At 36.4% G+C, this 24,321-nt stretch carries 21 protein-coding genes; 8 read left to right on the forward strand and 13 right to left on the reverse strand.

Translation table 11 applies throughout. The features are described from left to right. Window positions 1–62: 62 nt before the first annotated feature. From F3J23_RS12860 to F3J23_RS12870, 3 genes are read right to left on the reverse strand one after another with little or no spacing between them, the layout of a single operon-like run. Entirely contained in the window at window positions 63–875 is an 813-nt protein-coding gene (locus F3J23_RS12860) for a tetratricopeptide repeat protein (protein WP_167029429.1), read from the reverse strand. Beyond that, the gene (locus F3J23_RS12865; RefSeq protein WP_167029432.1) at window positions 872–1,438 is read right to left on the reverse strand and encodes a phosphatase PAP2 family protein; all 567 of its coding nucleotides are present in this window, start codon (window positions 1,436–1,438) and stop codon (window positions 872–874) included. Before F3J23_RS12865 ends, F3J23_RS12860 begins: the two co-directional genes overlap by 4 nt. 6 nt (window positions 1,439–1,444) lie before the next feature. Beyond that, window positions 1,445–1,792, reverse strand: coding sequence for a twin-arginine translocase TatA/TatE family subunit (locus tag F3J23_RS12870; protein WP_167029435.1), 348 nt, complete (start codon window positions 1,790–1,792; stop codon window positions 1,445–1,447). 262 nt (window positions 1,793–2,054) lie between these two features. On the opposite strand from F3J23_RS12870, the gene F3J23_RS12875 reads away from it, so the two are divergent. Continuing rightward, on the forward strand, window positions 2,055–3,005 hold the full coding sequence (locus F3J23_RS12875) for a hypothetical protein (protein WP_167029438.1): 951 nt from the start codon (window positions 2,055–2,057) through the stop codon (window positions 3,003–3,005). 73 nt (window positions 3,006–3,078) lie between these two features. On the opposite strand, the gene F3J23_RS12880 is transcribed toward F3J23_RS12875, so the two are convergent. From F3J23_RS12880 to secD, 3 genes are all read right to left on the reverse strand, one after another. Next, entirely contained in the window at window positions 3,079–3,885 is an 807-nt protein-coding gene (locus F3J23_RS12880) for an arylamine N-acetyltransferase family protein (RefSeq protein ID WP_167029441.1), read from the reverse strand. A gap of 3 nt (window positions 3,886–3,888) precedes the next feature. Further along, on the reverse strand, window positions 3,889–5,124 hold the full coding sequence (locus F3J23_RS12885) for a TCR/Tet family MFS transporter (protein WP_167029444.1): 1,236 nt from the start codon (window positions 5,122–5,124) through the stop codon (window positions 3,889–3,891). 193 nt (window positions 5,125–5,317) lie between these two features. Then, on the reverse strand, window positions 5,318–8,227 hold the full coding sequence (gene secD, locus F3J23_RS12890; RefSeq protein WP_167029446.1) for a protein translocase subunit SecD: 2,910 nt from the start codon (window positions 8,225–8,227) through the stop codon (window positions 5,318–5,320). A gap of 216 nt (window positions 8,228–8,443) precedes the next feature. On the opposite strand from secD, the gene F3J23_RS12895 reads away from it, so the two are divergent. Further along, entirely contained in the window at window positions 8,444–9,811 is a 1,368-nt protein-coding gene (locus F3J23_RS12895) for a PQQ-dependent sugar dehydrogenase (protein ID WP_167029449.1), read from the forward strand. A 162-nt stretch (window positions 9,812–9,973) separates the two neighbouring features. Here the strand turns inward: F3J23_RS12895 and hemN are convergent, their stop codons facing one another. From hemN to F3J23_RS12915, 4 genes are all read right to left on the reverse strand, one after another. Continuing rightward, window positions 9,974–11,332: an oxygen-independent coproporphyrinogen III oxidase gene (gene hemN, locus F3J23_RS12900; RefSeq protein ID WP_167029452.1), complete on the reverse strand. Its 1,359-nt coding sequence runs from the start codon at window positions 11,330–11,332 to the stop codon at window positions 9,974–9,976. A 243-nt stretch (window positions 11,333–11,575) separates the two neighbouring features. After that, entirely contained in the window at window positions 11,576–12,214 is a 639-nt protein-coding gene (locus F3J23_RS12905) for a hypothetical protein (protein ID WP_167029455.1), read from the reverse strand. Window positions 12,215–12,263: 49 nt separating this feature from the next. Continuing rightward, window positions 12,264–13,277 (reverse strand): WD40/YVTN/BNR-like repeat-containing protein, encoded by a 1,014-nt coding sequence (locus F3J23_RS12910; RefSeq protein ID WP_167029457.1) that lies wholly within the window; start codon window positions 13,275–13,277, stop codon window positions 12,264–12,266. A gap of 47 nt (window positions 13,278–13,324) precedes the next feature. Further along, entirely contained in the window at window positions 13,325–14,842 is a 1,518-nt protein-coding gene (locus F3J23_RS12915) for an amino acid permease (protein ID WP_167029460.1), read from the reverse strand. Between the two features lie 165 nt (window positions 14,843–15,007). On the opposite strand from F3J23_RS12915, the gene pnuC reads away from it, so the two are divergent. The 6 genes from pnuC to F3J23_RS12945 all read left to right on the forward strand — a co-directional run bounded on the left by pnuC (window position 15,008) and on the right by F3J23_RS12945 (window position 22,162). Then, complete coding sequence (gene pnuC / locus F3J23_RS12920) at window positions 15,008–15,685, forward strand: nicotinamide riboside transporter PnuC (protein ID WP_167029463.1); 678 nt, start codon at window positions 15,008–15,010, stop codon at window positions 15,683–15,685. Further along, complete coding sequence (locus F3J23_RS12925; RefSeq protein WP_167029466.1) at window positions 15,682–16,377, forward strand: hypothetical protein; 696 nt, start codon at window positions 15,682–15,684, stop codon at window positions 16,375–16,377. Before pnuC ends, F3J23_RS12925 begins: the two co-directional genes overlap by 4 nt. 92 nt (window positions 16,378–16,469) lie before the next feature. Continuing rightward, the gene (gene dapF, locus F3J23_RS12930; RefSeq protein ID WP_167029469.1) at window positions 16,470–17,234 is read left to right on the forward strand and encodes a diaminopimelate epimerase; all 765 of its coding nucleotides are present in this window, start codon (window positions 16,470–16,472) and stop codon (window positions 17,232–17,234) included. Between the two features lie 32 nt (window positions 17,235–17,266). Beyond that, a complete protein-coding gene (gene mltG / locus F3J23_RS12935) occupies window positions 17,267–18,292 on the forward strand; it encodes an endolytic transglycosylase MltG (RefSeq protein WP_167029472.1) in 1,026 nt (341 codons plus the stop codon). A 132-nt stretch (window positions 18,293–18,424) separates the two neighbouring features. After that, a complete protein-coding gene (locus F3J23_RS12940; protein WP_167029475.1) occupies window positions 18,425–21,034 on the forward strand; it encodes a TonB-dependent receptor domain-containing protein in 2,610 nt (869 codons plus the stop codon). Window positions 21,035–21,169: 135 nt separating this feature from the next. After that, entirely contained in the window at window positions 21,170–22,162 is a 993-nt protein-coding gene (locus tag F3J23_RS12945; protein WP_167029478.1) for an acyl-CoA thioester hydrolase/BAAT C-terminal domain-containing protein, read from the forward strand. Between the two features lie 90 nt (window positions 22,163–22,252). Here F3J23_RS12945 and F3J23_RS12950 read toward each other — a convergent pair whose 3' ends face one another. The 3 genes from F3J23_RS12950 to F3J23_RS12960 all read right to left on the reverse strand — a co-directional run bounded on the left by F3J23_RS12950 (window position 22,253) and on the right by F3J23_RS12960 (window position 24,320). Continuing rightward, window positions 22,253–22,705 (reverse strand): adenylyltransferase/cytidyltransferase family protein, encoded by a 453-nt coding sequence (locus tag F3J23_RS12950; RefSeq protein ID WP_167029481.1) that lies wholly within the window; start codon window positions 22,703–22,705, stop codon window positions 22,253–22,255. A gap of 145 nt (window positions 22,706–22,850) precedes the next feature. Beyond that, on the reverse strand, window positions 22,851–23,873 hold the full coding sequence (gene galE, locus F3J23_RS12955) for a UDP-glucose 4-epimerase GalE (RefSeq protein WP_167029483.1): 1,023 nt from the start codon (window positions 23,871–23,873) through the stop codon (window positions 22,851–22,853). Between the two features lie 9 nt (window positions 23,874–23,882). After that, window positions 23,883–24,320, reverse strand: coding sequence for a hypothetical protein (locus F3J23_RS12960; protein ID WP_167029486.1), 438 nt, complete (start codon window positions 24,318–24,320; stop codon window positions 23,883–23,885). Window position 24,321 lies beyond the last annotated feature (1 nt).

Below are 24,321 nucleotides of genomic sequence, written 5' to 3' on the forward strand. Positions count from 1 at the left end.
TAAAGTAATTAAATCAATGAGTATATATTTATTTTAATGATCTGGTGAGTGAAAATCATGATTTATTTTTTTGCACATTTTGCATAAGAATCTGTGAGTACAGCTTTTTCGTAGCCTAGGGCAACCGCTTTATCCAGGTTTTCGCAAGCTTCCTTAAGTTTAGAAGTATCCAGCAGAATCATGGCTTTGCTTACATAAGATTGTGCGAATTTTGGGTCTATGGAAATTGCTTTATTGGCATCTGTAAGTGCTTCTTTATATTTTTTCATTTTAAAATATACATCTGCTCTTCCGTTGTACAGCAATGATTCCGGCTTTTCAGTGATAAGTTTGTTGTAGTCTTTTAAAGCCCCATCAAGATCTCCGTTATTTTTCTTCAGATTAGCTAAACCAGTTTTGGCAAATATATTATCCGGGGCAAAGGTCAGAATATGGTTGAGATCTTTAATGGCAAGATCTTTCTTCCCCTGGCTGTCATAGATCTTGGAACGGGTAAGATACAGATCTGCATTTTCAGCATCTATTTTAAGGCCTTTTTCAACATACTCCATTGCTTTTGCCTTATTTCCTTTCTGGTTATAGAGTGATGACAGATTTACATATACCGAAACAGACATCGGATTAGCTTTTAGAGCAGATTCATAAGATTTGAAAGCCAGTGTGGTCTTCCCCAGCCTTCTCTGAGCTGTTCCGAGATAATCATAATATTCCGACTGATATTTCTGAATATGCTCCTTTTCTGCCAGTTTCAGGTATTGTTCTTCGGCACATTTATAATCGGCCTTTTTGAAACAATCTTCAGCCAGCTTTTTATCCTGGGCATAGAAATTAAATGAGAAACAAATGGAACTTAGAACTAATAAACTTTTTTTCATGAGGTTATATTTTGCTTGTTGATCACTTTTTTGGTGAGTGCACCAAATATCACTCCCAATAAAGATCCAACAAACGCCCCCACCAAAATATCTATCGGGAAATGCACTCCTAAATATATGCGGCTGTAGGAAACTACTATAGCCCATACAAATATAGCATATGGAAACCATTTAAGATTCTTTTTTAATAAAATACTTAAAAAGGAAGCCAAAAAGAAAGTATTGGATGCATGTGCTGAATAAAACCCATACTGTCCGCCGCATTTCACAATTCTCATATGATGCTCCAGAGTAGGATCATGACATGGTCTCAGCCTTGCCACACCATATTTGAAAACACTTGCCAGCTGGTCTGAAACCGTAGCTCCGAGTGCGATAAATATAAGGATAAAAACTAATGATCTTAGTTTATAGTTTTTGTATAAAAAATAAAGAAATATAATGTAAAGAGGCACCCAGATCCAGGTACTTGAAATGAGCATCCAAAACTGGTCGAAAGATGTATCGCCCAAATTATTAAGGTAAAGAAATACCTTTTTATCTTCCTGAATGATCTCCTCCATATATTATTATCTGCTTACAGGTCCTTCGTGCGTTTCATCGTCCGCAGGTTTCGGTTTCGGAGGTTCGTCATTGGCAGGAGTTGAAGAAGCCGGTTCTGTCAGAATATCTTTTTCGATGTCTTTCACCGGATTGAAATCTTTTGCCGCATCTTTTACCTTTTCAATTTCACGTTTAATCTCAGAAACAGGATTATCTGTTTCCTTCATAATTTCCGTTTTGATATCTTCTACTGCTCCACGCATTTTTCTTACGCCTGCACCTAGGTCACGCGCAATCTGAGGCAGTTTATCCGGACCGAATAATACAACGATTGCAATGGCAATGAGTGCCATTTCTCCAATGCTTAATTCCATGGCGTAAAATTACGAAAGATTATTGCATTTATGGATGATAAACTAAAAATTTAAACAAATTTTAAGATTCTATAAAAAGTATAAAGCCCAAGGCTGAGAATTAGAAGGTAGAAACTTAATATTCATCATTCAAAAAAGCGGATTTTAGTTACCCTTATCCCAACCGCCTGTACCTATTAGTTAATAAATAATTAATTCAAGTTAACGAGAATTACGTTGAATTTCAGTATATTTACTCTACACAACCCGCTAAATATTTATTATGAAAAAACTAGTGACTACTTTTAAAGTTTTCGCCGTTCTGTCGGTATTGCTGCTGAACAGCTGCCGTGACGAAAACAATGAAATGCCTCAACAGGAAACCCTTCAGGCTAAACTAACAACTGAAGACCTGAAAAAAGAGGTGACAGCACCTTCTTCCAAGCTGGTCCCTGAAAAAGTTCAAGCCCAGCTAAATGAATCCGGAAAAAATCTTGAAACTTATCTAAAAAGTGATTTACAAATTGCAGGTGTAAATGTATTGGGGAAAATATCTTCCTCAAAAGGGATCGAGATTTCTCAAAGCCTGATCTCCGATAAAGACCAGTTCATCGCTTTAGGAAACATTATGGATCCTTCATCTGTAAAGATCGGGAAAATAGGTAATCTGTATACCGGTGATGATTTGACAACAGCTCAGAAAGGATTAAAAGAAACCATTGCTGAGGAAATTAAAACGGACACCAATGTTATGGAAGTAACCTGGAACAGTAAAAACGGAAAATTTACCACCTTATGTTTTTATAATGAATCAGGAATTATCTGGGACAACATCTTCGGAGGTCTGATCATGATGGATACGAGAGGAAATACAGAAGCATCTGAAAATAATCCGGCAGCAAAAGTAGTGTCTACCTGGTATAAACAATGGTGGACAGCAAACTGGTTATGGGGTTCTAAGAGAGGCGAAGCAGGCTACCAGATTACCATCTACTATTCCGGAGCTACAGTTTCCAATGCGGATGTAAGCGACTGGGGTTATATCAGCTTAGGAAAAGCCAAAAGCGAGAGCCGAATTTTAAAAAGAACGGGTGCATACGGGCAATGTCAATATGCTTTAGGGCTTTGTACACCTACCGGATCTTTAAGCTTTAACTCCAACAATTTTTCTGTATCATTCTCAGGATTGGGAAGCAATATTGTGAGCAACGGAACAAAATCTCTGTATCCGTAATTTTCATATAGAATCTGATTTTAAAAAGAAGGGAAGCTTGCTCAGCTTCCTTTTTTATTTTACAGATTAATTTCTATTCATTTCCAGCTCTTACCTTAAGAGCTTCTATTGCGTTCTCCTTCAGTCCGAAAGTATCTTTCAGCATATCAAACAGCTCCGTATTATTAAGAATCGGAATAGATTCTTTTCCTCCGTTTTCGTGACGGATATTCAATGTATTTTCTGTGAATGTATAACGGGCATTCTCATCCACTTTGGAAAGCACCAGGTTCTTTTTAAAATTAGATTCCGGATGCGTAGATAAATACCAATTAGGAAGCTCAAGATCAATTGCTTCCACATGTTCAATATCAAAACGGTAGACCGGAAACCATTGTTCTTTAAAGGTCCAGAGTATATAAGTTCCTTCTTTTTGTGAAATTTTAAATAACCCGTTAGGAGTTTCCTGTGTCCCTTCATCATTCAAAAGTAAAGGAGCGGTAAGCGTTGCTGTTCCAAACCCGCAATCTACGAGATATTTCTTATTCTCTACTTCAGTAATCAACAGCAAATGGCTTTTGGCCGAAATACTGTTCTCATCTTTCCTCCACAGCACTCTTGCCTGCTGAAGATCTGTTTTGAAACCTAAAAAGGTCAGGATATCTTTCAAAAGCAGATTCTGTTCAAAGCAATATCCACCTCTTGAATCGGTAATCAGTTTCTTAAAAATATCATCCAGATGAAGAGATGGCACTTTTCCGGTATAAGAATCAATATTTTCAAAAGGGATATATTGAGGATGAAGCTGATGAATCTTTTTCAATACTTCCCAATCTCCTTCCTTCACTTCTCCTGTATAATGAATCCTTTCCAGGTATTTTTCAAGTCTTGATTGATCCATAATTTAAATTTTTAAATCTTTCTTTTTTCCTGTCTTCTGAAAGGCAGAGTATGTAACCACCACACTTATGGTCATTAAGATAAATGCTAAAAAGAATGGTGCTCCTGAGAATTTGAATGGTGCTTCATCATGCGTGAAAAAGTAAAACAGATTCGTCATCATCGGCGGACCGATAATGGATGTTGCGCTCATTAAACTTGTCAAAGCTCCCTGAAGTTCTCCCTGCTCATTAGATGGGACACTTTTCGTGATCACAGACTGTAAAGCCGGTCCGCAAATTCCACCCAGGCAATAAGGAATCAAAAATACAAACATCATCCAGCCTTCGGAAGCAAACGCAAATAAAAGCATTCCCACGGCGTAGAAAGCCAGCCCGTAATAAATACTTTTCTGCTCACCCAGCCTTGGAGTTGTCCATCTGATCAGAAGCCCCTGTACCAAACCTACAAGAAGTCCAACAACTCCTAATGAAATTCCCACCATTCTTTCCGTCCAGCTGAATTTGTACATCGTAAAGAAGCTCCAGTTACTTTGTACGGCGTGGCCTGCAATATAGATCAAGATCAAAGCAAAGATAAGCCCTGAAATCTCAGGGTGTTTTCCTAAGAACTTAAATGAACCCACAGGGTTGGCACGTTTCCAGTCAAATTCTCTTCTTTTATCTTTATCCAGACTTTCCGGAAGAATAAAATAACCATAAAGAAAGTTAAGCAGACACAAACCTGCTGCTGCATAAAACGGCACTCTCGCTCCATAATGTCCCAATACTCCCCCAAGAACAGGTCCTATGATAAATCCAAGCCCAAAAGCTGCACCTATCAGTCCGAAATTCTTAGCTCTGTCTTCATCCGTAGAAATGTCTGCAATATACGCACTGGCGGTTGTTACACTCGCGCCTGTGATTCCCGCAATAATACGTCCAAGGAACAGCCACCAAATTGTGGGTGCTAATGCAAGAAAAATATAATCTACTGCAAATCCGAAAAGTGAGATCAGAATAATAGGTCTGCGCCCGTATTTATCACTCAGGTTTCCTACAAGTGGTGAGAAAATAAACTGTGTAAAGGCATAGGCAAACCCCAGCCAGCCGCCATACTTTGCTGCTTCGCTGATATCTGCATGAATAAGTTCCTCAATGAGTTTGGGAACAACAGGAATGATGATTCCCCATCCCGTAATATCAATCAGTAAAGTGATAAATATGAAGCCAATGGCTGCTTTTTTCTTTGAATTTTCCATGATGGTGCAAAATTAATCAAATCCTAAAAATAATGGTTCTAAATTATGAAAAGTTCAAATTGAAAACACGCACCAAAAACAGAAGGATAAAATTTTAAACTCCCGTCCAGCCTGCCTGTGTTTCCAATGTATGAGTGTTATAAAAAAGGCCATTTCTTTCGAAACGGCCTTTACTAATTTATTGTAGTTTATATTACTTTGAAGTTGCTACTTCTTTGTTGGAAGTAGACTTCCCATGTACTTCTTCTTCTTTTCCTTTTTTAAGGAAGTCATAAGCAATTGCAGATGCAACGAAGATAGATGAATAAGTACCGAAACCGATACCAATCAACATGGCAAACATAAATCCTCTCAGGTTGTCACCTCCGAAAATAAAGATCGCAAGGATTACCAAAATCGTAGTGAACGAGGTGTTAAATGTTCTACCCAATGTACTTGAAATAGAGTCGTCAAATAAACCGGCCAATGTTAAAGATTTTTTCTCTCTCAGATATTCTCTAATTCTGTCGAAGATAATTACTGTATCATTGATTGAGTATCCTAATACTGTAAGGATCGCAGCAATGAAATCCTGGTTGATCTCCATGTTGAACGGCATATACTTGTGAAGTAATGAATAAGTTCCCAAAATAATTACCGCATCGTGGAATAATGCTGCAACCGCACCAAGGGAGAACTGCCATTTTCTAAATCTCACCAAAATATAGATGAAGATCATTGCCAAAGCAGCTAAAACCGCATAAATACCATGAGTCTGAATATCATCAGCAACGGAAGGTCCTACTTTTTCAGAAGAAATAATTCCTGCATGATCTTTATCAGCAGATTTGAAATCTTTCAATGTTGTTCCTGCTGGTAAGTTTGATTTTAAACCTTCAAATAATTTCTGTTCTATAATCTGGTCAGCTTTTAAAGATTCATCCTGGATAAGGTAGTCCGTAGAGATCTTTAATTGTCTGTTATTTCCGAAAGTCTTAGCTTCTACGGAAGAGTTTTTACCGTCTTCTGTTTTGAATAAAGCGACTAATTTTTCTTCAACATCTTCAGCTTTTACATCTTTATCAAATCTCACTACATAGTTTCTACCACCAGTAAAGTCGATACCATATTTAAAACCATGAGTGGCTATTGAAATGATACATACAACGGTAAGAACCGCAGAAATGATATATGCATATTTTCTCTTTCCGATGAAGTCTATCCATGTATTTCTGAATAAATTCTTTGTAGCCGGAGTCCAAACAGAAAGTCCTTTTCCTTTATTTAATCTTGAGAAGATCATCACTCTTGAAAGCAGTACGGATGTAAATAATGTCATCGCGATACCGATCATCAATGTTAATGCGAAACCTTTAATAGGCCCTGTTCCGAAGAAGAACAATACAACTGCCGTTAGGAAAGTAGTAGTGTGACCGTCAATAATCGCATTTAATGCATGTTTGAAACCATCTTTATATGCTTCAAGGATACCTTTCCCGGCAAATAATTCTTCTTTGGTTCTTTCATAAATGATAACGTTCGTATCTACGGCAACGGCCATTGTAAGAACGATACCCGCGATACCTGGAAGCGTAAGCGTAAAGTCTCCTGAATCCATGATACCGAAAATATAGAATAGGTTGATCACCATTGCAATTACTGCATAAACACCAGCTCCACCGTAGTAGAAAATGATATAAACAATAATAATTGCGAATGCAATAAGGAATGACATTAAACCGGAATCAATCGCTTCCTGACCTAATGATGGCCCTACAACCGTAGCCTGAACTACTTTTGCACCTGCTGGTAATTTACCTGCTCCTAAAACGTCTACCAGTTCTTTAGCTTCTTCCTGAGAGAAGTTACCAGAGATCTGAGTTCTACCGTTAGGAATAGCATTCACAACATTCGGAGCTGTGTATACTCTGTTATCAAGAGTTACTGCAACAGGTTTTCCAACGTTTTTCTCTGTTAATGTTTTCCATTCTTTTGCTCCTTTGGAATCCATCTGCATATCTACCACTACTCTTCCAAGTTCGTCATAGCTGATGCTTGCTGTTTCTACTGCACCGTCTACCGGAGCTTTTTGATTGATGTTACCTCTGATTGCATACAATACCAAACTTTCAGCATCTGTAGCTTCAGGCTTGTAACCCCACATAAACTGTGTATATTTAATGTTAGCCGGACGTAAAGAGATCCCTACTTTGCTGTTTAAAATCTTGTTAACAGCAGCTGTATCAGATAATTTTACGTTAGCAACACCATTCGTTCTTAATTTGTCAAGCTGTAAAAGGTTCATGAAGTTCACATTCTTTGCAACTCCCATAGAATCTCCTTTTGCAGCAACCATAGTTGTTAAAGTCTGGAAATAAGGTGCAATTTCAGGAACTTGTTGTACTTCCCAGAACTGAAGTTTTGCAGAAGTCTGAAGCATTTTTTTCACTTTATCGATGTCCTTCATACCAGGCATTTCCACAGAAATTCTAGCAGTACCAGGTACTCTCTGAACATTTGGCTGAATAGCTCCAAGCTTATCAATTCTTGTTCTGATTACCTCGAAAGCCGTTCCTACAGATGCATCAATTTTTCTTTTAACAATGCTTTTCACCTGATCATCAGGAGTATTATACTTTACCTCAGTAAGTGTGGTATTTCCGAAAATTTCCGGATCTGCCAACTTAAGGTTAGTACCTTTAGCTTGGTTCACTGCATCAAACTGATCGAAGAAATTATCGATGTAAGATCTTGTAGAATTCTTTTGTACTTCATCGGTTTTGTTTAGAGCCTCAATAAGAACAGGATTGGTAGAATAATTGGTTAAATCATTCACAAGGTCTCTTTGGTTGATTTCCAAAAGAACGTTGATCCCTCCTTTCAAGTCAAGACCAAGTTTCATTTCCTTGTCTTTGGCTCTTGTGTAATAAAGTTTTGTGAATCCTAGATTCAAAGTATCCTTAGAAAGTCTTGCGATTTCTTTCTGATACTTCTCCGGATTGTCTCCTGCAATAGCAGTCGCCTGCTTTTCAATTTTGCTGGCGTACCATGTTGGTAATAGCTCGTTTAAGCAAATCAACCCTAGTACAATAGCGACAATTGTAATAAGTCCTTTTCCTTGCATTTTGTTATAACTACGTTAAATTAAGTCGGCAAATATAATGATTTTCTTGTATTTTATGAATTTTTAACAACAGAAATGGTTTATTTTCAGAGATATTGGTATTCTCATTTCTATTTGAGATTTAATAATTATTTCGTGGTATCTTAATTAAATTTTCAAAATATGATTGGTATAAAATTTTCATTCATATTTCAACACACTAACTATCAAAATATTATGAAAAATCTACTTTTTACCATTAGTATTTTTTCTTCTTTAATTGTTAATGCTCAAAGCATTAATCTGGAAGAATTTGTGACCGGACTTACGAGTCCTGTAGAGATTACGAATGCCAATGACAGCAGGCTCTTCGTTGTACAGCAAAACGGTATGATAAAGATTGTTCAGCCCAACGGAACAGTGAATACCACTAATTTTCTGAATATTTCTTCAAAGATTGTTTTTGGCGGAGAAAGAGGTCTCCTGGGATTAGCATTTCATCCACAGTACTCTACCAACGGGTATTTTTTTGTGTATTACAACAATACAGCCGGAAATGTGGTTGTTGCAAGATACACTGTAAGCTCAGCTGATCCCAATATTGCTGATCCTAATTCTGAAAAAATACTGCTGAATATCCCGAAGCCTTTTGATAATCATAACGGAGGAAGCATTCATTTTGCTCCTGACGGAAAATTATGGATTATTACCGGTGACGGCGGAAGTGGCGGTGATCCGAATAATAATTCTCAAAATAAAAATGTCCTACTCGGAAAAATGCTGAGAATAGATGTGGATGCCACAGGCCCTTACAATATCCCTCCTGATAATCCCTTTGCAGGAGCTGGTGTAGATGGAGCTGATGAAATATGGGCCTACGGACTCCGAAATGCATGGAAGTTTTCTTTTGACCTGTCTACCGGAAATGCTATGATTGCCGATGTAGGCCAGGGAAACATCGAAGAAATCAATAAAATGCCGATTACACAAGCTGGTTTAAATTACGGATGGCGGTGTTATGAAGGAAACAGCGCTTACAATACCACAGGATGTCCGGCTCAATCTACAATGACCTTTCCTATAGCCGTATATGACCATTCCGGAGGAAAATGTTCCATTACCGGAGGCTATGTGTACAGAGGAAATCAATATCCTTCACTCCAGGGAAAGTATTTTTTTGCGGACTATTGTTCCACACAAATCGGAATTCTGGATACCAATAATGCCATAACCTGGACTTCTCCTTATACCGGAAATAATTTCTCTACTTTTGGGGAAGATAATCAAAAAGAATTGTATGTAGCAGCCGTTAACAGTGGAAAAATTTTTAAAATCTCCACGGGAACTTTAAGCACTCAGGAAAATGCTTTAGCCAGCATAAAAGTTTATCCTAATCCTGCTTCAAAAGAGATTTTTATTGATGGTATTAAGGATAAAAAAACAACCTTGGAAATCATCAGTTCGGAAGGAAGAAAAGTTTTAACAGCGGATCAAATGACCAACGGTAAAGCCATCAATATTTCCGGCATCCCGGCAGGGGTGTATTTTATCAATCTGAAATCCGGGGAGCTGAAATCTTACAGTCAGAAATTGATTATTAAATAGAATTATTTTTTAACATATCATGTTTCGTGAACTACCTTCCTAAACTTTCAGTTTATATTCAGGAAGACAGCTGCTCCATAACAAGCACTGTACACAACATAAGACTTCAACTAAAATTTAAAAGCAAATAAAAAGCGGTTCAGATCTGAACCGCTTTTATTTTTATATTGTCATGGAGAAAATTCTCGTTTCCGGTTTATTTCTCAACATTCTAAGGTCAAAAACCATGGCTACATTTCTTGTAAAAGCTCTTCCTTCTTCAGTAATTTTAATTTCAGTTCCGTTGATTTCAACCAAACCGTCATTTTCCATTTCTTTCAGCATTTCCAGGGCATTTTCAAGTTCCGGGAATGAATTATTGCTGTTAAAAGTGGTTTCAAGCTGGCACATCAGGTTCAGAATATGTCTTCTTACCGTCAAATCTTCTTCATTTAATACATGTCCTTTCACTACAGGAATTTGCCCTTCTTCCACCATTTTCTGATACTCTTCCACTGTTTTTACGTTCTGGGCAAACGCATACCACGAGTCTGAAATGGCAGACATTCCAAGTCCTACCATCAATTGGGTATTACTTGAAGTATATCCCATAAAGTTCCTGTGAAGTTTTTTATGGATTAATGATTGATACAGATCATCATGTTCTAAAGAGAAATGATCCATTCCAACCTCAATATATCCTAAATCCTGAAGCAGTTTTTTACCATCTTCATACAAACGGCGTTTTTCTTCTCCGCTTGGAAGATCATTCTCATCAAATCCTCTTTGCCCTACTCCTTTTACCCATGGAACATGTGCATAGGAATAAAATGCCAGTCTGTCCGGCTTCAGCTCCATTGTTTTTCTAATGGTATGTTCCATTGCTTCCCAATTCTGGTGTGGCAGTCCGAAAACCAAATCATGGCTGATTCCTCTGTATCCAATCTCCTTCGCCCATTCCGTAACGGCTTTTACATTTTCAAAAGGCTGAATTCTGTTGATTGCTTTCTGCACTTTCGGATCATAATCCTGGACGCCGAAACTTACCCTTCTGAATCCAAGATCATATAAAGTCTGAAGATGTTCTCTGGTGGTATTATTCGGATGTCCTTCGAAAGAGAATTCCGGATGTTCTGCAATTTCCACCGTTCCAAAAATCCCTTCCAATAAAGTTCTTAGATTTTCAGGAGAGAAAAAAGTAGGAGTACCGCCTCCAAGATGCAGCTCTTTTAACTTTGGTTTTTCGTTGAAAAGATCAAGATATAACTTCCATTCTTTTAAAACACTTTCCAGATACGGAATTTCAACACTGTGTTGTTTTGTAATACGTTTGTGGCAGGCACAGAATGTACACAATGCCTCACAGAAAGGCAAATGGATATAAATAGAAATCCCCTCCTCAGCATTGCTTTCATGAAAAGACCTGATGACGCTTTCTTTCCATTTTTCCGGTGAAAATGTGGAATCATCCCAATACGGAACAGTAGGATAAGAAGTGTAACGTGGTCCGGGAATATTATACTTATCTATTAAAGAGTTCATTTGAAAATTAAAATTTTATAGGGGCATGAAATTTAACATTATTAAAATTCATCCTACAAAATTAACCATTAGTTATGAATTTTAACCTATGAATTATATTAGGTTCTATTTTATAATGAATCTAAATACGGCTGTTGCTGGTTTTTAAGATCTAATGATAAATTCTATTTCTACTATTACAAAAACAAAAAACACCGAAGAAATAATCTTTGGTGTTTAATATTCTGAGTATTCGTATACCATTTAAAATGTAAATGGCTTAGCTCTTGAGAAATCATCATCCCACATGATAAAATCATGTCCTGCCGGAGCTATATCCGTTTCTTTAACCACAGATGGATTAGAAGGATATTTCCCTGCTTTAGCATCCCATTTCAAATGAATATACTTATTATTGCTTCCTTTCAAAATAAGGTCATTCCACCCGTCTGTTACCGATGAGCTTCTGAAGACAGGCCCTCTCATTACCGTAAATCTGTTGATCAGTTTCAAGTTATTGTCCAGCAACAGAAAAGTACAGCCGCCACTTCCACAAAACCCTCGCCCTGAAAGCGAAATAAAGTATTCATCTTTTTTGTCGTTATTAAGATCAATTGCATAAAAAGAAAACTTACGGTCTGAGGCCTCAAGTGATGGCAAATCAGCTTTCAGATAATCTCTCAAATATAATTTAAGTTTTTCTGCGGTTGTTTCATCTGCTGTTTCAGGCTGAAACGCCGGCTCTTCTGCAGCCAGATTTACGGAATCCGGTGCATTACCTTCCGGTGAAGCCGTTAAACGATCTGCTGTTTTGTCCGCTGCTTTTTTTTCTTCTTTCTTGCAGGCTGATAAAACAAGCGCTGACAGAATAACTCCTATAATCAAGGGTCTATTTTTAATCATTTTCATCATTACTATTTATTTTGACTTGTTAAATGTAGTTCTTTCAATTTTAAAATTTCAATTTCAATACTGAAATCCTATAATTTCCGGCAAATACTATTTTATTGTCATCTATCCATTCACAAACAAAAAATCCTTTTTCATCGGAAATCTTCTTCCACGTTTTTCCAAAATCTGAAGAGTAACTGATGTTCTGGTCTCCTACAGCAATCATCTCTTTTCCTTTGGAACCTGGTTTGATCTTTACACAGGTCATATAGCCTGCATTTTGTCCCGAAGCCTGAATCTGCCACGATTGTCCGCCATCATTGGTCGTTGCGATATTATTGATATTGGCTTCTTGTTTGGTATAATCTCCTCCTACTGCAACTCCGAAACGATCGTCAGCAAAATCTATGGAATACATCCCCTGAGAAGATTCTCCCTGTACAAAAGGTGTATTGAATACTTCAATATTCTCATTTTTAAGATTCATTCTTAAGATTCTTGAAGCCTTACCTCCGGTAGCGATCCACATATATTTTCCTGTTGAAGAAATATTGGTATTGCTGGCTGCAAAGGCGGCTTCTCCTTCATTGAGCTTCAAACTGCTTTTCAGCATACTCCATTTTCCATCTCTGTACACTGCGAGCTTCAACAGAAGATCTTTATCTGAATCACTGAAAGTATATGCCAGTTTATCATTCACAAAATGCAAAGCATCATAGAAAGCTGTTTTGGCTGTGTCTTTAAAAACAATCTGAGACTTCAGGTCCTTTTTATCTATCTTATAGAAACGACACGGGCTTTCTATGTTTATGGCATAAAAAGACGTTTTATCCTGCCCTAACGTTCTGAATTGAAGTTTGTCATCAGATAATTTAATCTGTTTCTGATTTTTATGATCTTTAAGATCCACAAACCCGAATTTGGAATCTGTTCCGCTGTACCAAACCTTATGATCATACAGCTCAATAGCTCTGATACTGATTTTATCATTAAGAATCGTCTCGATGCTTTCTACCTGTTGGGAAAACGCGATGAATCCCACGGACATCAATAAAATGGAGAAAATCTTTTTCATATTATATTATTTAAAAACAAAAAAAACCGCCGAAGCGGTTTATATTATTAATCTGCATCCTGGTATTTCTCAGGATTATTTAGTTTACTGTTTCTTTTACCATAAACAAAATATACAATAGCTCCCAGTAATAACCAACCGGCAGACAGTTCTTTTGCATGGTCACTTAAATTATAGATCAGGTATAAGTTAATAATTACACCTAAAGCTACTACAACTTTATAAGCAGGAACTTTAAATGGTCTGATCAGAGTAGGTTCTTTCTTTCTCATTACCCAAACGGCAATACAAACTAAGGTAAATGCAAACAAAGTCCCGAAACTGGTCATATCAGCAAGCGTTGAAATTGGTGTAAGTGCTGCAATAAGTGCAACCACAATACCTAAAAGGATAATTCCTTTATAAGGAGTTTTTGTTTTCGGGTGAAGTTCACCAAAGAATCTTGGAATCAAACCGTCTTTTGCCATTCCGATAAAGATTCTGGACTGTCCCATCATCATTACCATTACTACGGAAATCAATCCTACAGTAGCAGCAATCGTTACGATATTACTTGCCCAATGTTTTCCTGCAATTTCAAAAGCATACGCTACCGGAGCTTTAATTGCATCAGGATATTTTCCTTCCGGATTAAAGTCTGAATAATGCATCATCCCTGTTAATACAAGAGATACACAAATATATAAAGCAGTACATATCAATAATGAAGCGATAATTGCAAAAGGTACATCTTTCTTAGGATTAATAGCTTCTCCTGCTTGTGTAGAAACAGCATCAAAGCCGATATAAGCAAAGAAGATAGCTGCAGCTCCGGAAATAATTCCCTGAATACCATAGGCGGAGACCATATCTCCCTCGGAGTTCCTTATCTTCACCTGATCCGGTATGAAAGGCTTCCAGTTCTTAACTCCATCAGCCGCATTATAAAGATCTGTATTTGAAAAGATAATATAAACCCCAGCAATAATTACAAAAATAACAGCTGCTGTTTTCAAAAGAACGATTAAGTTGTTAGCTCCTGCAGCTTCTTTAGTTCCTTTCACCAATAATGCAGTGATCAAAAGAACAAGAATAAATGCAGGAAGATTCATTGAAAAACCTTCACCTGTATAACTCGCCGGATCTGATGTGAGATAGGCGGGCAAATGAATATTAAAAATTTTCAAAAACTTGTTAAAGTATCCGGACCAGCTCACGGAAACCGCCATACTCGCCATAGCATACTCCAGAATGAGACACCACCCCATTGCCCATGCAAAAATTTCTCCTACTGTTCCGTACGCATAGGCATAAGCAGAACCTTCTACAGGAATAATTGATGCAAACTCTGCATAACACAGTGCAGCAAAAACGCAGGCAAGACCTGCTATAATAAAGGAGATTGCAAGCGCAGGACCTGCATGATAATAGGCTCCGGTTCCGGTAAGAACAAAGATTCCACCACCGATGATAGCACCCACTCCAATTGCTGTTAAACTCCATTTTCCAAGGACTTTTTTCAGCTCACTTTTCTTCATATCTGCCTCATAGGCACTTAGCGGCTTCTTAACCCAAATTTTCGACATGTTTTTTTATTTATTAAGGATTTACGAAAATATAAAAAATTTAGAAACTCTCACGTTAATCGTTAAATTTTCATCATTTATTTTACATTAAAAACTTTCAATTCCTTACAGACACCTCATTTACCCTATTTCCGCAAGTGTTAATTTTTATTTATTTTTGATCACATGAATTTATATGATCTTTTTGTAAAGCCTTATGAAAACTATGATGCTTTACAGATTATACTGGAAGCTTCCGGAGCTGTTTTCGGAACGTTAAGTGTTTACTTTTCTATTAAAAAAAATATCTGGGTATACCCTACGGGAATTATTTCTACTCTGATCTATGTATACATTCTTTACAATTTCGGTTTATTGGGAGACTGTCTGATCAATGTGTATTATTCTGTAATGAGTATTTACGGATGGATTCTGTGGGCGAAGAATTCGGAAGACCATATTCATGTGGATGTTACCTGGGCCACCAGAAAAGAATGGTTCTATGCATCTATACTTTTTATACTGAGCCTCGCGCTGGTAACGCTTATCTACTATTATAAGCCTTATATCGACAATAAATTTTCTATGGAAGGAACGAGTCTCGGATTATATCATCTGGACTGGGCCAACTGGATGGATGTCTTCACTACTTCAATTTTTTTAGTAGGAATGTGGTTTATGGCCAAACAGCGCATTGAGAACTGGATTTTCTGGATTATCGGAGACTTTATTTGTATGCCTATGATGATTTTTAAGGGACTTGGAATCACTTCGGTTCAATATTTGGTATTTACTATAATGGCTATCTTAGGATACCTTAATTGGAAAAAAAGTTTTAAAGAAAAAAGTACAATAAAGTCATGAAAAATTTATTTAAAATAGCAGTCAGTATTTTTGCTATTACCAGTTTAACATCTTGTTTAGCATATACGGACGGATACGGAAGCAATGGTGGTTATTATGGTGATCCCTATTATAATAACGGATACTACTATGCTCCTTCCGGATATTATGGAAGCGGCGGATATTGGGGAAATGACGGCTATTATTACAGAAACAATGTAAATTATTACTATGATAACGGCATGCCTTATTATTACTACAACTATAATAATACCAGAAGAAAAGTATATGTAGAAAGAAGATCTTCTACTTCTAGCAGACCAGAAAACGGTTTCCAGAACACACGTACTACCAATAGTAACGGTTCTTATAACAATAGCGGAGGTTTTAATAATAACAGAAACACCAACAGCAATAGTGGATTCAGAAACCAAAACAACGGTTACCAGAATAACCAGAGTAATCAAAACAATAGCGGATTCAGAAATTCCAACAGCAACAGTGGTTTCAGAAACCAAAGCAGCGGTTACCAAAATAATCAGGGCAGCCAGAACCAGAATAACAGTGGATTCAGAAATCAAAGCAGCGGAGGATTCAGAAATTCCGAAAGCAGCAGGTCCGAATCTTCAGGTGGCGGATTTAGAAATAGCTCAGGCAGCCAAAGCAGCAGCTCAAGCAGCAGACAACAGAGCAGCGGAGGCGGCTTTAGATAAAACGATTATAAATAAGGAAACGAACAGCTAACACTGTTCGTTTTTCATTTTAAATATACTAATTTTGCTTCTTCATTTTAGACAAAAAAAATATGGAATTTTATAAATATCAGGGAACTGGGAATGATTTTGTAATGATAGACAACCGTGATCTTCAGTTTCCCAAAGACAAAACCACCATTGAAAAATTATGTGACAGACGTTTTGGAATAGGTGCAGACGGGCTTATTCTTCTGGAAAATGATCCTGAGTACGATTTTAAAATGGTTTACTATAATTCTGACGGAGGAGAAAGTACCATGTGCGGAAACGGAGGAAGATGTCTTGTAGCCTTTGCTTTTTTCCTTGACATTTTTGAAGATAAATGTAAGTTCATTGCGATAGACGGAGAACATGATGCTGAAATCCATAATGGGATTATTAAACTGAAAATGATAGACGTAGATACAATTTCTCACGATGGAAACGACTTTGTTCTGAATACAGGTTCTCCTCACTATGTAAAATACGTGGATAATCTTCCGGAATATGATGTATATACTGAAGGAAACGGGATCAGAAATTCCGAAAATTATAAAGAAAGAGGAATCAATGTCAACTTTGTAGAAAAAATTTCCGATGATGAGATTTTTGTAAGAACCTATGAACGAGGCGTTGAGGACGAAACTTACAGTTGTGGTACCGGAGTTACAGCTTCTGCTTTAACTTTTCTTGAAAAACACAATCTAACCTCTGTAAAAGTTAAAACTTTAGGTGGAAACCTCAAAGTATATGCAGAAAAAAGCGGAGATTCTTTTAAGAACATTTGGCTGGAAGGACCTGCAAAACAAGTTTTTAGAGGTAAAACTAATCTTTAAAAATAAAAAACTTTTAATCAACATTTATAAGAATGAAAAAAGCTATTCTCATTATCATTCTGCTGGTTTTTGTAGTTGTAGGATTTTTTGGTTTGAGATTTTATAATAAATATTATGGAAATAACGTAGAAAAAGAGGGTTATGTTCTGATTCCACATAAAGCGGGGTTCAAACAGATTCTGGATTCTATTGCTCCTTATATTAAAGACAAGGAATCTTTTGAAGCTGTAGCCAATGATAAAAATCTTGCTGCTAATTTTAAAGCAGGACGTTATCAGATCAAAAACGGAACAGGAAACACAGACCTTGTTAATATGATCAAAGCGGGTAATCAGACCGCAAACTCCTTCAGAATTGGAGATTTTGGAGATATGTATCAGATGATTGGTAAGGTAACCAAAAAAACAGAACTGGACTCTCTGCATTTTGTGAATGATCTTGATGCGGTAGCTCAGGAGAAAGGTTATAAAAGTGTTGAGGATTTAAAAAAATATTTTTTCATCGATACTTATAATTTTTTCTGGACGGTAAGTCCGAGAGAGTTTTTCTCAAAATTTGAAAATCAGTATAATACTTTCTGGACGAGTGAGAGAAAAAACAAGGAGCAGCAGTCTGGCCTTACCAGAGATCAGATCTATGCACTGGCTTCTATTGTTTATAAAGAATCCGGAGGAAAGAAAGATGAAATGAGAACGATTGCAGGATTGTATTTAAACCGTTACAGAAAAGGAATGAAACTTCAGTCTGATCCTACGGTAATTTATGCGATCAATAAACAAACTAATTTTAAAGAACCTATTAAAAGGGTATTTTATAAGCATTTGTCTACCCCATCTCCTTATAATACATATGCCAATGCGGGTATTCCTCCGGGACCTATCTGCGTGGTAGATAAGAACTCAATAGATGCGGTCTTAAATGCTGAAAACAACAATTATATATTTATGTGTGCTGATCCGGCAAGATTTGGATATCATAAATTTACGGCAAGCGCTGAAGAACATGCTGTAAATGCTAAGGCTTATCAGGACTGGCTCAACTCAAAAAATATAAAATAAGCTTAGAAAGCACCTAAAATTTAACAGCTAGAAAAATAATAAATAAATCATAATATTTTGACAATCAAATTGATATAGATATTCAAAATATTACGGGTTATCCTTTCACGATTTTATACAAAAAAATAACCTATGAAGAATAAGACAGAAATTGTCAATATTTTCACAAGAAAAACTTTAGGACTTACATTAGTACTTTCGGCGGCAGCAATGGCTTTTGCACAGGAAAAAGCAGGAATTTCAGGAACGATTGTCAATAAGAAAAACCAGCCGGTTCCTTATGCTTCCGTAACTTTCAGCAACAAAGCAAACAAATCATTAAGTGATGCTGTTCTGACAGATGAAAAAGGACAGTACAAGCTACAGCTTGCTCCAGGAGAATATGACATTACCGTTGAGGCTATTGATTACAAAAAAAGCGTAGTCACCAAAAACATCCCTGCATCAGGCAATATCGGGGCTTTATCCATTGAACCTGAAGCGGCTACAACAATTGATGGGAAAACAAATGAAATTCAAGGGGTTGTTATCACTGCAGCTGCAACTAAGCCTTATAAAGTAGAACTTGATAAAAAAACATATGATCCTTCACAGGATATCGTAAGCAAAGGAGGAAGTCTTCAGGATGTTTTAACGAACGTTCCTTCTGTTTCCGTAGATACTGATGGTACGGTTTCTATGAGAGGCAGCTCCAATGTAAAATTTCTGATCAACGGTAAGCCTTCTGCCCTTCTGGGAATTGATGATGGCGCTAATGCATTGCAGAGTATTCCGGCAGATCAGATTGAGAGAATTGAGGTTATTACCAACCCTTCTTCTAAATTTGAAGCAAGCGGAACTTCCGGTATCCTTAATATCATCCTTAAAAAGAATAAAAAGATCGGGTTTAACGGTAGCGTTGTAGGGACATTAGGCTATTACCCGAGAACTGCCCTGAATACCAACTTAAGCTGGAGAAAAAATAACTGGACCTGGTTTTTGAATGGCGGCGGCGGCTACACAGAAAACAAGACTAAGAACAATTCGGAAACAACTTACCACAACCTTCAATTTCCTAATGTAGTTCCTTTTAAACAACCGGATGATGTGCTTGTGCATCAGCTGCAAAACTCGGTGAATAATACTTATAATAAAAACTATAATGTAAGTGCTGGTTTTGTATATGATTTGTCTGAAAAGACATCCATTAATCTAACCGGGCTGGTAAGAACATTTGAAGGAGACGGAAATGAAATTCTTGATACTTATGACAGTTTCTACAGATTTTTCAGAGATTCGCCCAATGATATGAGCTCTATAGCAGGAAAGTGGAACTTATTGAACCCTTACGGAAACAGAGATTCTAAAAGCGTATTCAATAACTTAGCTTTCCAGGGAGATATAGGTTTAGATCACAAATTTGATGATAAGGGACAGAATTTATCTGTTTCGTTGAGTTTGCAAAGAAACAGAAGCAATAATAACGCTAATATCCTTGAGACCAACGACCTCCTTCCTGATGTAAATGATGTGACCAGAAGACATGCGGTAACCAAAACAGTGATCGGAAAAGCAGATTATGAACTTCCAATCGGAGAACAATCTAAGCTTGAAGCAGGATACAGATTAGACGTCAATGATAATACTTATGATAATTTTGTAAGCAGTACCTCCGGGAATAAATATATTCCGAACTATAACAATAACACAGATTACAGGGAAATTTTCAATGCATTTTACCTTCAGTTCAGAAGTAAGATCGGAAATTTCGGATACCAACTGGGATTAAGGGATGAACTTTCCAATGTTAAGATCAATTACATCAATCAGAACCCTAATGATCCCCCGATCAATAAGACTAAGAATTACAACAATCTGTTTCCGAGTGTATTCTTAAGCTATGATGTATCTAAGAATAACCAGATTTTGGTTAATTATTCCAGAAGAATAGACAGACCTAGGTCTTTCTTTATGGTACCTTTCCCCAATTACAGCAACAGCCAGAATATTTTTGAAGGAAATATCGATTTGAACCCATCTTACGTAGACTCATTTGAAGTAGGTTATAATATTACCAAAAAGAAATTTACAATTAACCCTACTTTATATTACAGACATGCAACAGATGACACTAAAATGCTGGTGTACAGACCTGATGAAAGTCTTGGAGTATTCTATACAAAACCAATCAACCTAGGGAATGATGACCGATATGGTTTGGATCTGAACTTTACTTACGATCCTTTTGCATGGTTGAAAATAATGGGTAGCCTTGATATGTTTGGATATAAAACAACGGGAATTGCTTATTATACTGCTTTAGACAAAAACAGTCAGCTGCAAACCCGTAATATGAATTTTACAGGAAACGGATTCTCTACGAGAGCACGTCTGAATACCACATTCAAACTTGACAAAACATTAAGCGTACAGTTACAGGGATTCTATAGAGGAGCACAGAAAGCGGCTAACCAAAATACTCAGGATATGTATGCACTGAATCTTGGTGCTTCAAAAACCATTATGAAAGGTGACGGAACAATTTCCTTCAATATTCAGGATATTTTTAATACAAGAAGCAGAGAAGTGTTCAGCTTCAACAGTGATTATACAAGAAGAAACTATATGCAGTGGCAGCCAAGACAGTTTGCCTTATCTTTCACTTATAGATTCAAGCAGGGTGAAAAAGTAGATCAACCTAAGAAGAAAAAGGATATCAATTCCAATGCAGCAGGCGACGACCAACAAGGCGGCCCGATGTAATACAAAAAAAATCCCGAAATTAACTTTCGGGATTTTTTTTATGCTTAATTTAAATAAATAGTTTTCAGTTCGTGAAATTTATTAATGTAAATCTATAACATATAAAAATTATATCTTCGAAACTAAAAATAAGCCATGAGACAATTTCAAAGAAACCTGTTAATTCTACTTTTTTTTCCCCTACTCACTTTGGCGCAGACTCCCGACAAACAAAAACTTAAAGAATACATCATTCCGGATAAAGGTGATACTATCCGTTTTTATATTCATACATCCGATCATTTAACAAAAGAAAAAGTTTTTCTCTATTTGCAAGGTAGTGGCGATTTGCCCATTGTAAATGGTGATGATAAAGAACCCTGCTGTTATAATAATTATCCAAAAAAATTAATGGCTGAGTTTCCTAAAGACTATGCATTCGTTTATATACAAAAAGTTGGACTTCCTTACTACGCAAAAACTTTAAATAATTATACTCCATCCCAGACCTTTATACGTAGGAATAATGTCTTAGAGAGAGCTGAAACTGCCAATAAGGTTATTAATTATATAAAGAAAAAAATCTATCCCAACGCAAAAACAATTGCTGTTCTTGGTCATTCTGAAGGCAGTGATGTGGTTGCAAAGCTAGCCACTATCAACAAAAATATCACCCATATTTGTTTTTCGGCAGGGAATGCGACACCTCAGATATTTAATGATATACTCTTCATCAGAAGGCAAATGCAGGAAGCAAAATTAAGCGCTGCCCAAGCCCAGGATAAAATTGATGAATTGATGAAAGGCTACAATCAGGTTTATCAAAATCCGGATTCTGTAAAAGACTATTTCAATGGTGATACTTATAAATGGAATACTGCCATAAACGAACCGCCCATAGAAAATCTCCTGAAGTTAAAAATCCCAATCTTCGTTACCATTGGAAGCCATGATGATAAGGTTCCTGTAGAAACCAGCGATTTAATTACGGCAGAATTCATCCGCCACAGAAAAACAAATCTTAAAAGCAAAGTTTATCTGAACTGCAACCATAATTTTGAAGAAATAAAAGAAGACGGAACCAAAATAAACCATTGGAAAGAAATGTTTTTTGATTTCCTGAACCTCATTGAAAAAGATTTTAAATAGAAAAGCCTTAAAAACGAAAAACAGCTGTAAAGTCTCTGTTTACAGCTGTTTTTTATCATTTATAATATTTGAAATATTTTGCCTGAAAATTTATTTTACAGGTTCAGGTTTTGAATATTTATCTTTTTCAGCTTCATAAATTCTTCTTCTCAGATCACTGGTGGAAAATCTATGGTCTCTTTTGTTGTAAAAGATTTCAATTCCTTTTTCTTCACAATACTGTTTACCAGTAAAGTCCTTATCCATATAATCATCTCCAATGATTCTTACATCAATTACAAATGATTTCAGAATATCCAGCAGGTCTTCTTCCGTGTAATAAGGAATAATCTCATCTACCGCATTTACAGCTTTCAGCTGAATATAACGCTCAACGATAGTCTGACTTGGCTTATTTTTATTGGGACGGTCGTGGGACGGATCAATCTGAAGTCCTACGATTAAATAGTCACATACGGTTTTAGCTTCTTCAAGCATTTTGATGTGTCCTGCGTGCAATAAGTCAAATGAGGAAAATGTAATACCTATTCTTTGTGTCTTCATATTAATTTTAAATTAAAACTTCATTGAAATGGATTTTCTTTTAAATAGGAAAAAGACCATAATTCAAAGAAGGTGTTTTTGTAATTTGTTATAGTTGTTTTAAATTATTCTTTTCAAATAACAGTATATTTCCGGCCACCTAAATTTACGAATTTCTGGTGTCTAAATATTTCTGCCATTCCCAGACTGTTCTTAAAGATTCTTCCAGAGAGGTTTCAGACTTCCAGTTGAGCTCTTTCTCAGCTTTTTGCGGATTAGCGTATGCGATGGTAATATCTCCTTCTCTTCTTGCGCAGATTTGATAAGGTACCTCCACGTTATTAGCCTTCTCAAAAGCTTTCACAACTTCCAGAACTGATGATCCTTTGCCTGTTCCCAGATTATAGATATCAATCAAAGCTTCTTCGGAAGGATCTTCCATTAATTTCTTTATAGCTGCAACATGCGCTTTGGCAAGATCCACCACATAAATATAATCACGAACAGCTGTTCCATCCTCTGTACCATAATCATCTCCCCAGACGTTCAGTTTTTCACGAATTCCTGAGGCAGTCTGCATTACGTATGGCACTAAATTATTAGGAACTCCTATTGGCAGTTCTCCAAGTTTTGCAGACGGGTGTGCTCCTATCGGATTAAAATATCTTAACAACGATATTTTTCGGTGATAGGCGTTAGCAAAATCAATAAGAATCTGCTCTCCCATCTGTTTTGTTTTCCCATATACACTTTCCGGTGCTTTTAACGGTGTATCTTCATCAATCGGCATTTCATCCGCCTGTCCATAAACTGTACAGGATGAACTGAAAATAAAATTAGAAATTTGTCTTTCTTTAAATTCCTGAAGAATATTAATTAATGAGAATAAATTATTTTCATAATAGTCTACAGGTTTTATCTGACTCTCTCCTACAGCTTTTGATGCTGCAAAATTAATACATCCATCAATCTGATGGGCGTCAAAAACCTGGGTAAGAAGTTCTTTTCTTCTTAAATCAAAGGGGTAGAAAATAGGCTTTTTGCCTGTAATTTCCTCTATATTATTTAAAATAAACCGCTCCGTGTTGGATAAATCATCTACGATAACCACTTCAAAGCCGCTATTGATAAGTTCCACAACCGTATGAGAACCAATATATCCAAGTCCTCCCGTAACAAGTATTGCCATCTTTATTTTTTAATCTTTGCGTTTTCCTATATCGTCAAGTTCTAAAAATTGTACTTTTTTATTTTTAAAAACATTGGTTATCACGAGAAAAGCTGTTATAACAGAAAAGGTGAAAAATAATTTAAAAATATCACCTTCTTCAAACGATTTCTCAATCAAGATTTTAATGTATCCCGAAACAAAAAATAATACAATCAAAATATAGTTTAAATTTAAATAAAGAATAGCTTTTTTGTTTTTAAGTATAAGTGAAATTAAACTTAAAAGTGTGCTTATAAATATGAACGCTGCAAAGAGAAAAATAAAACTCTCTACCGAAAATATCCGTTCAATACTCAATTCTATAAATGAATCATAAGTACCAAAGCCAAATAAAAAAAGTAAAAACAATTCGAATAGAAATACCACTATTCCAACTATTCTATATTTAAATATTCTATTTTTCATT

Source organism: Chryseobacterium sp. Tr-659, assembly GCF_011752975.1.
GTDB lineage: Bacteria > Bacteroidota > Bacteroidia > Flavobacteriales > Weeksellaceae > Chryseobacterium.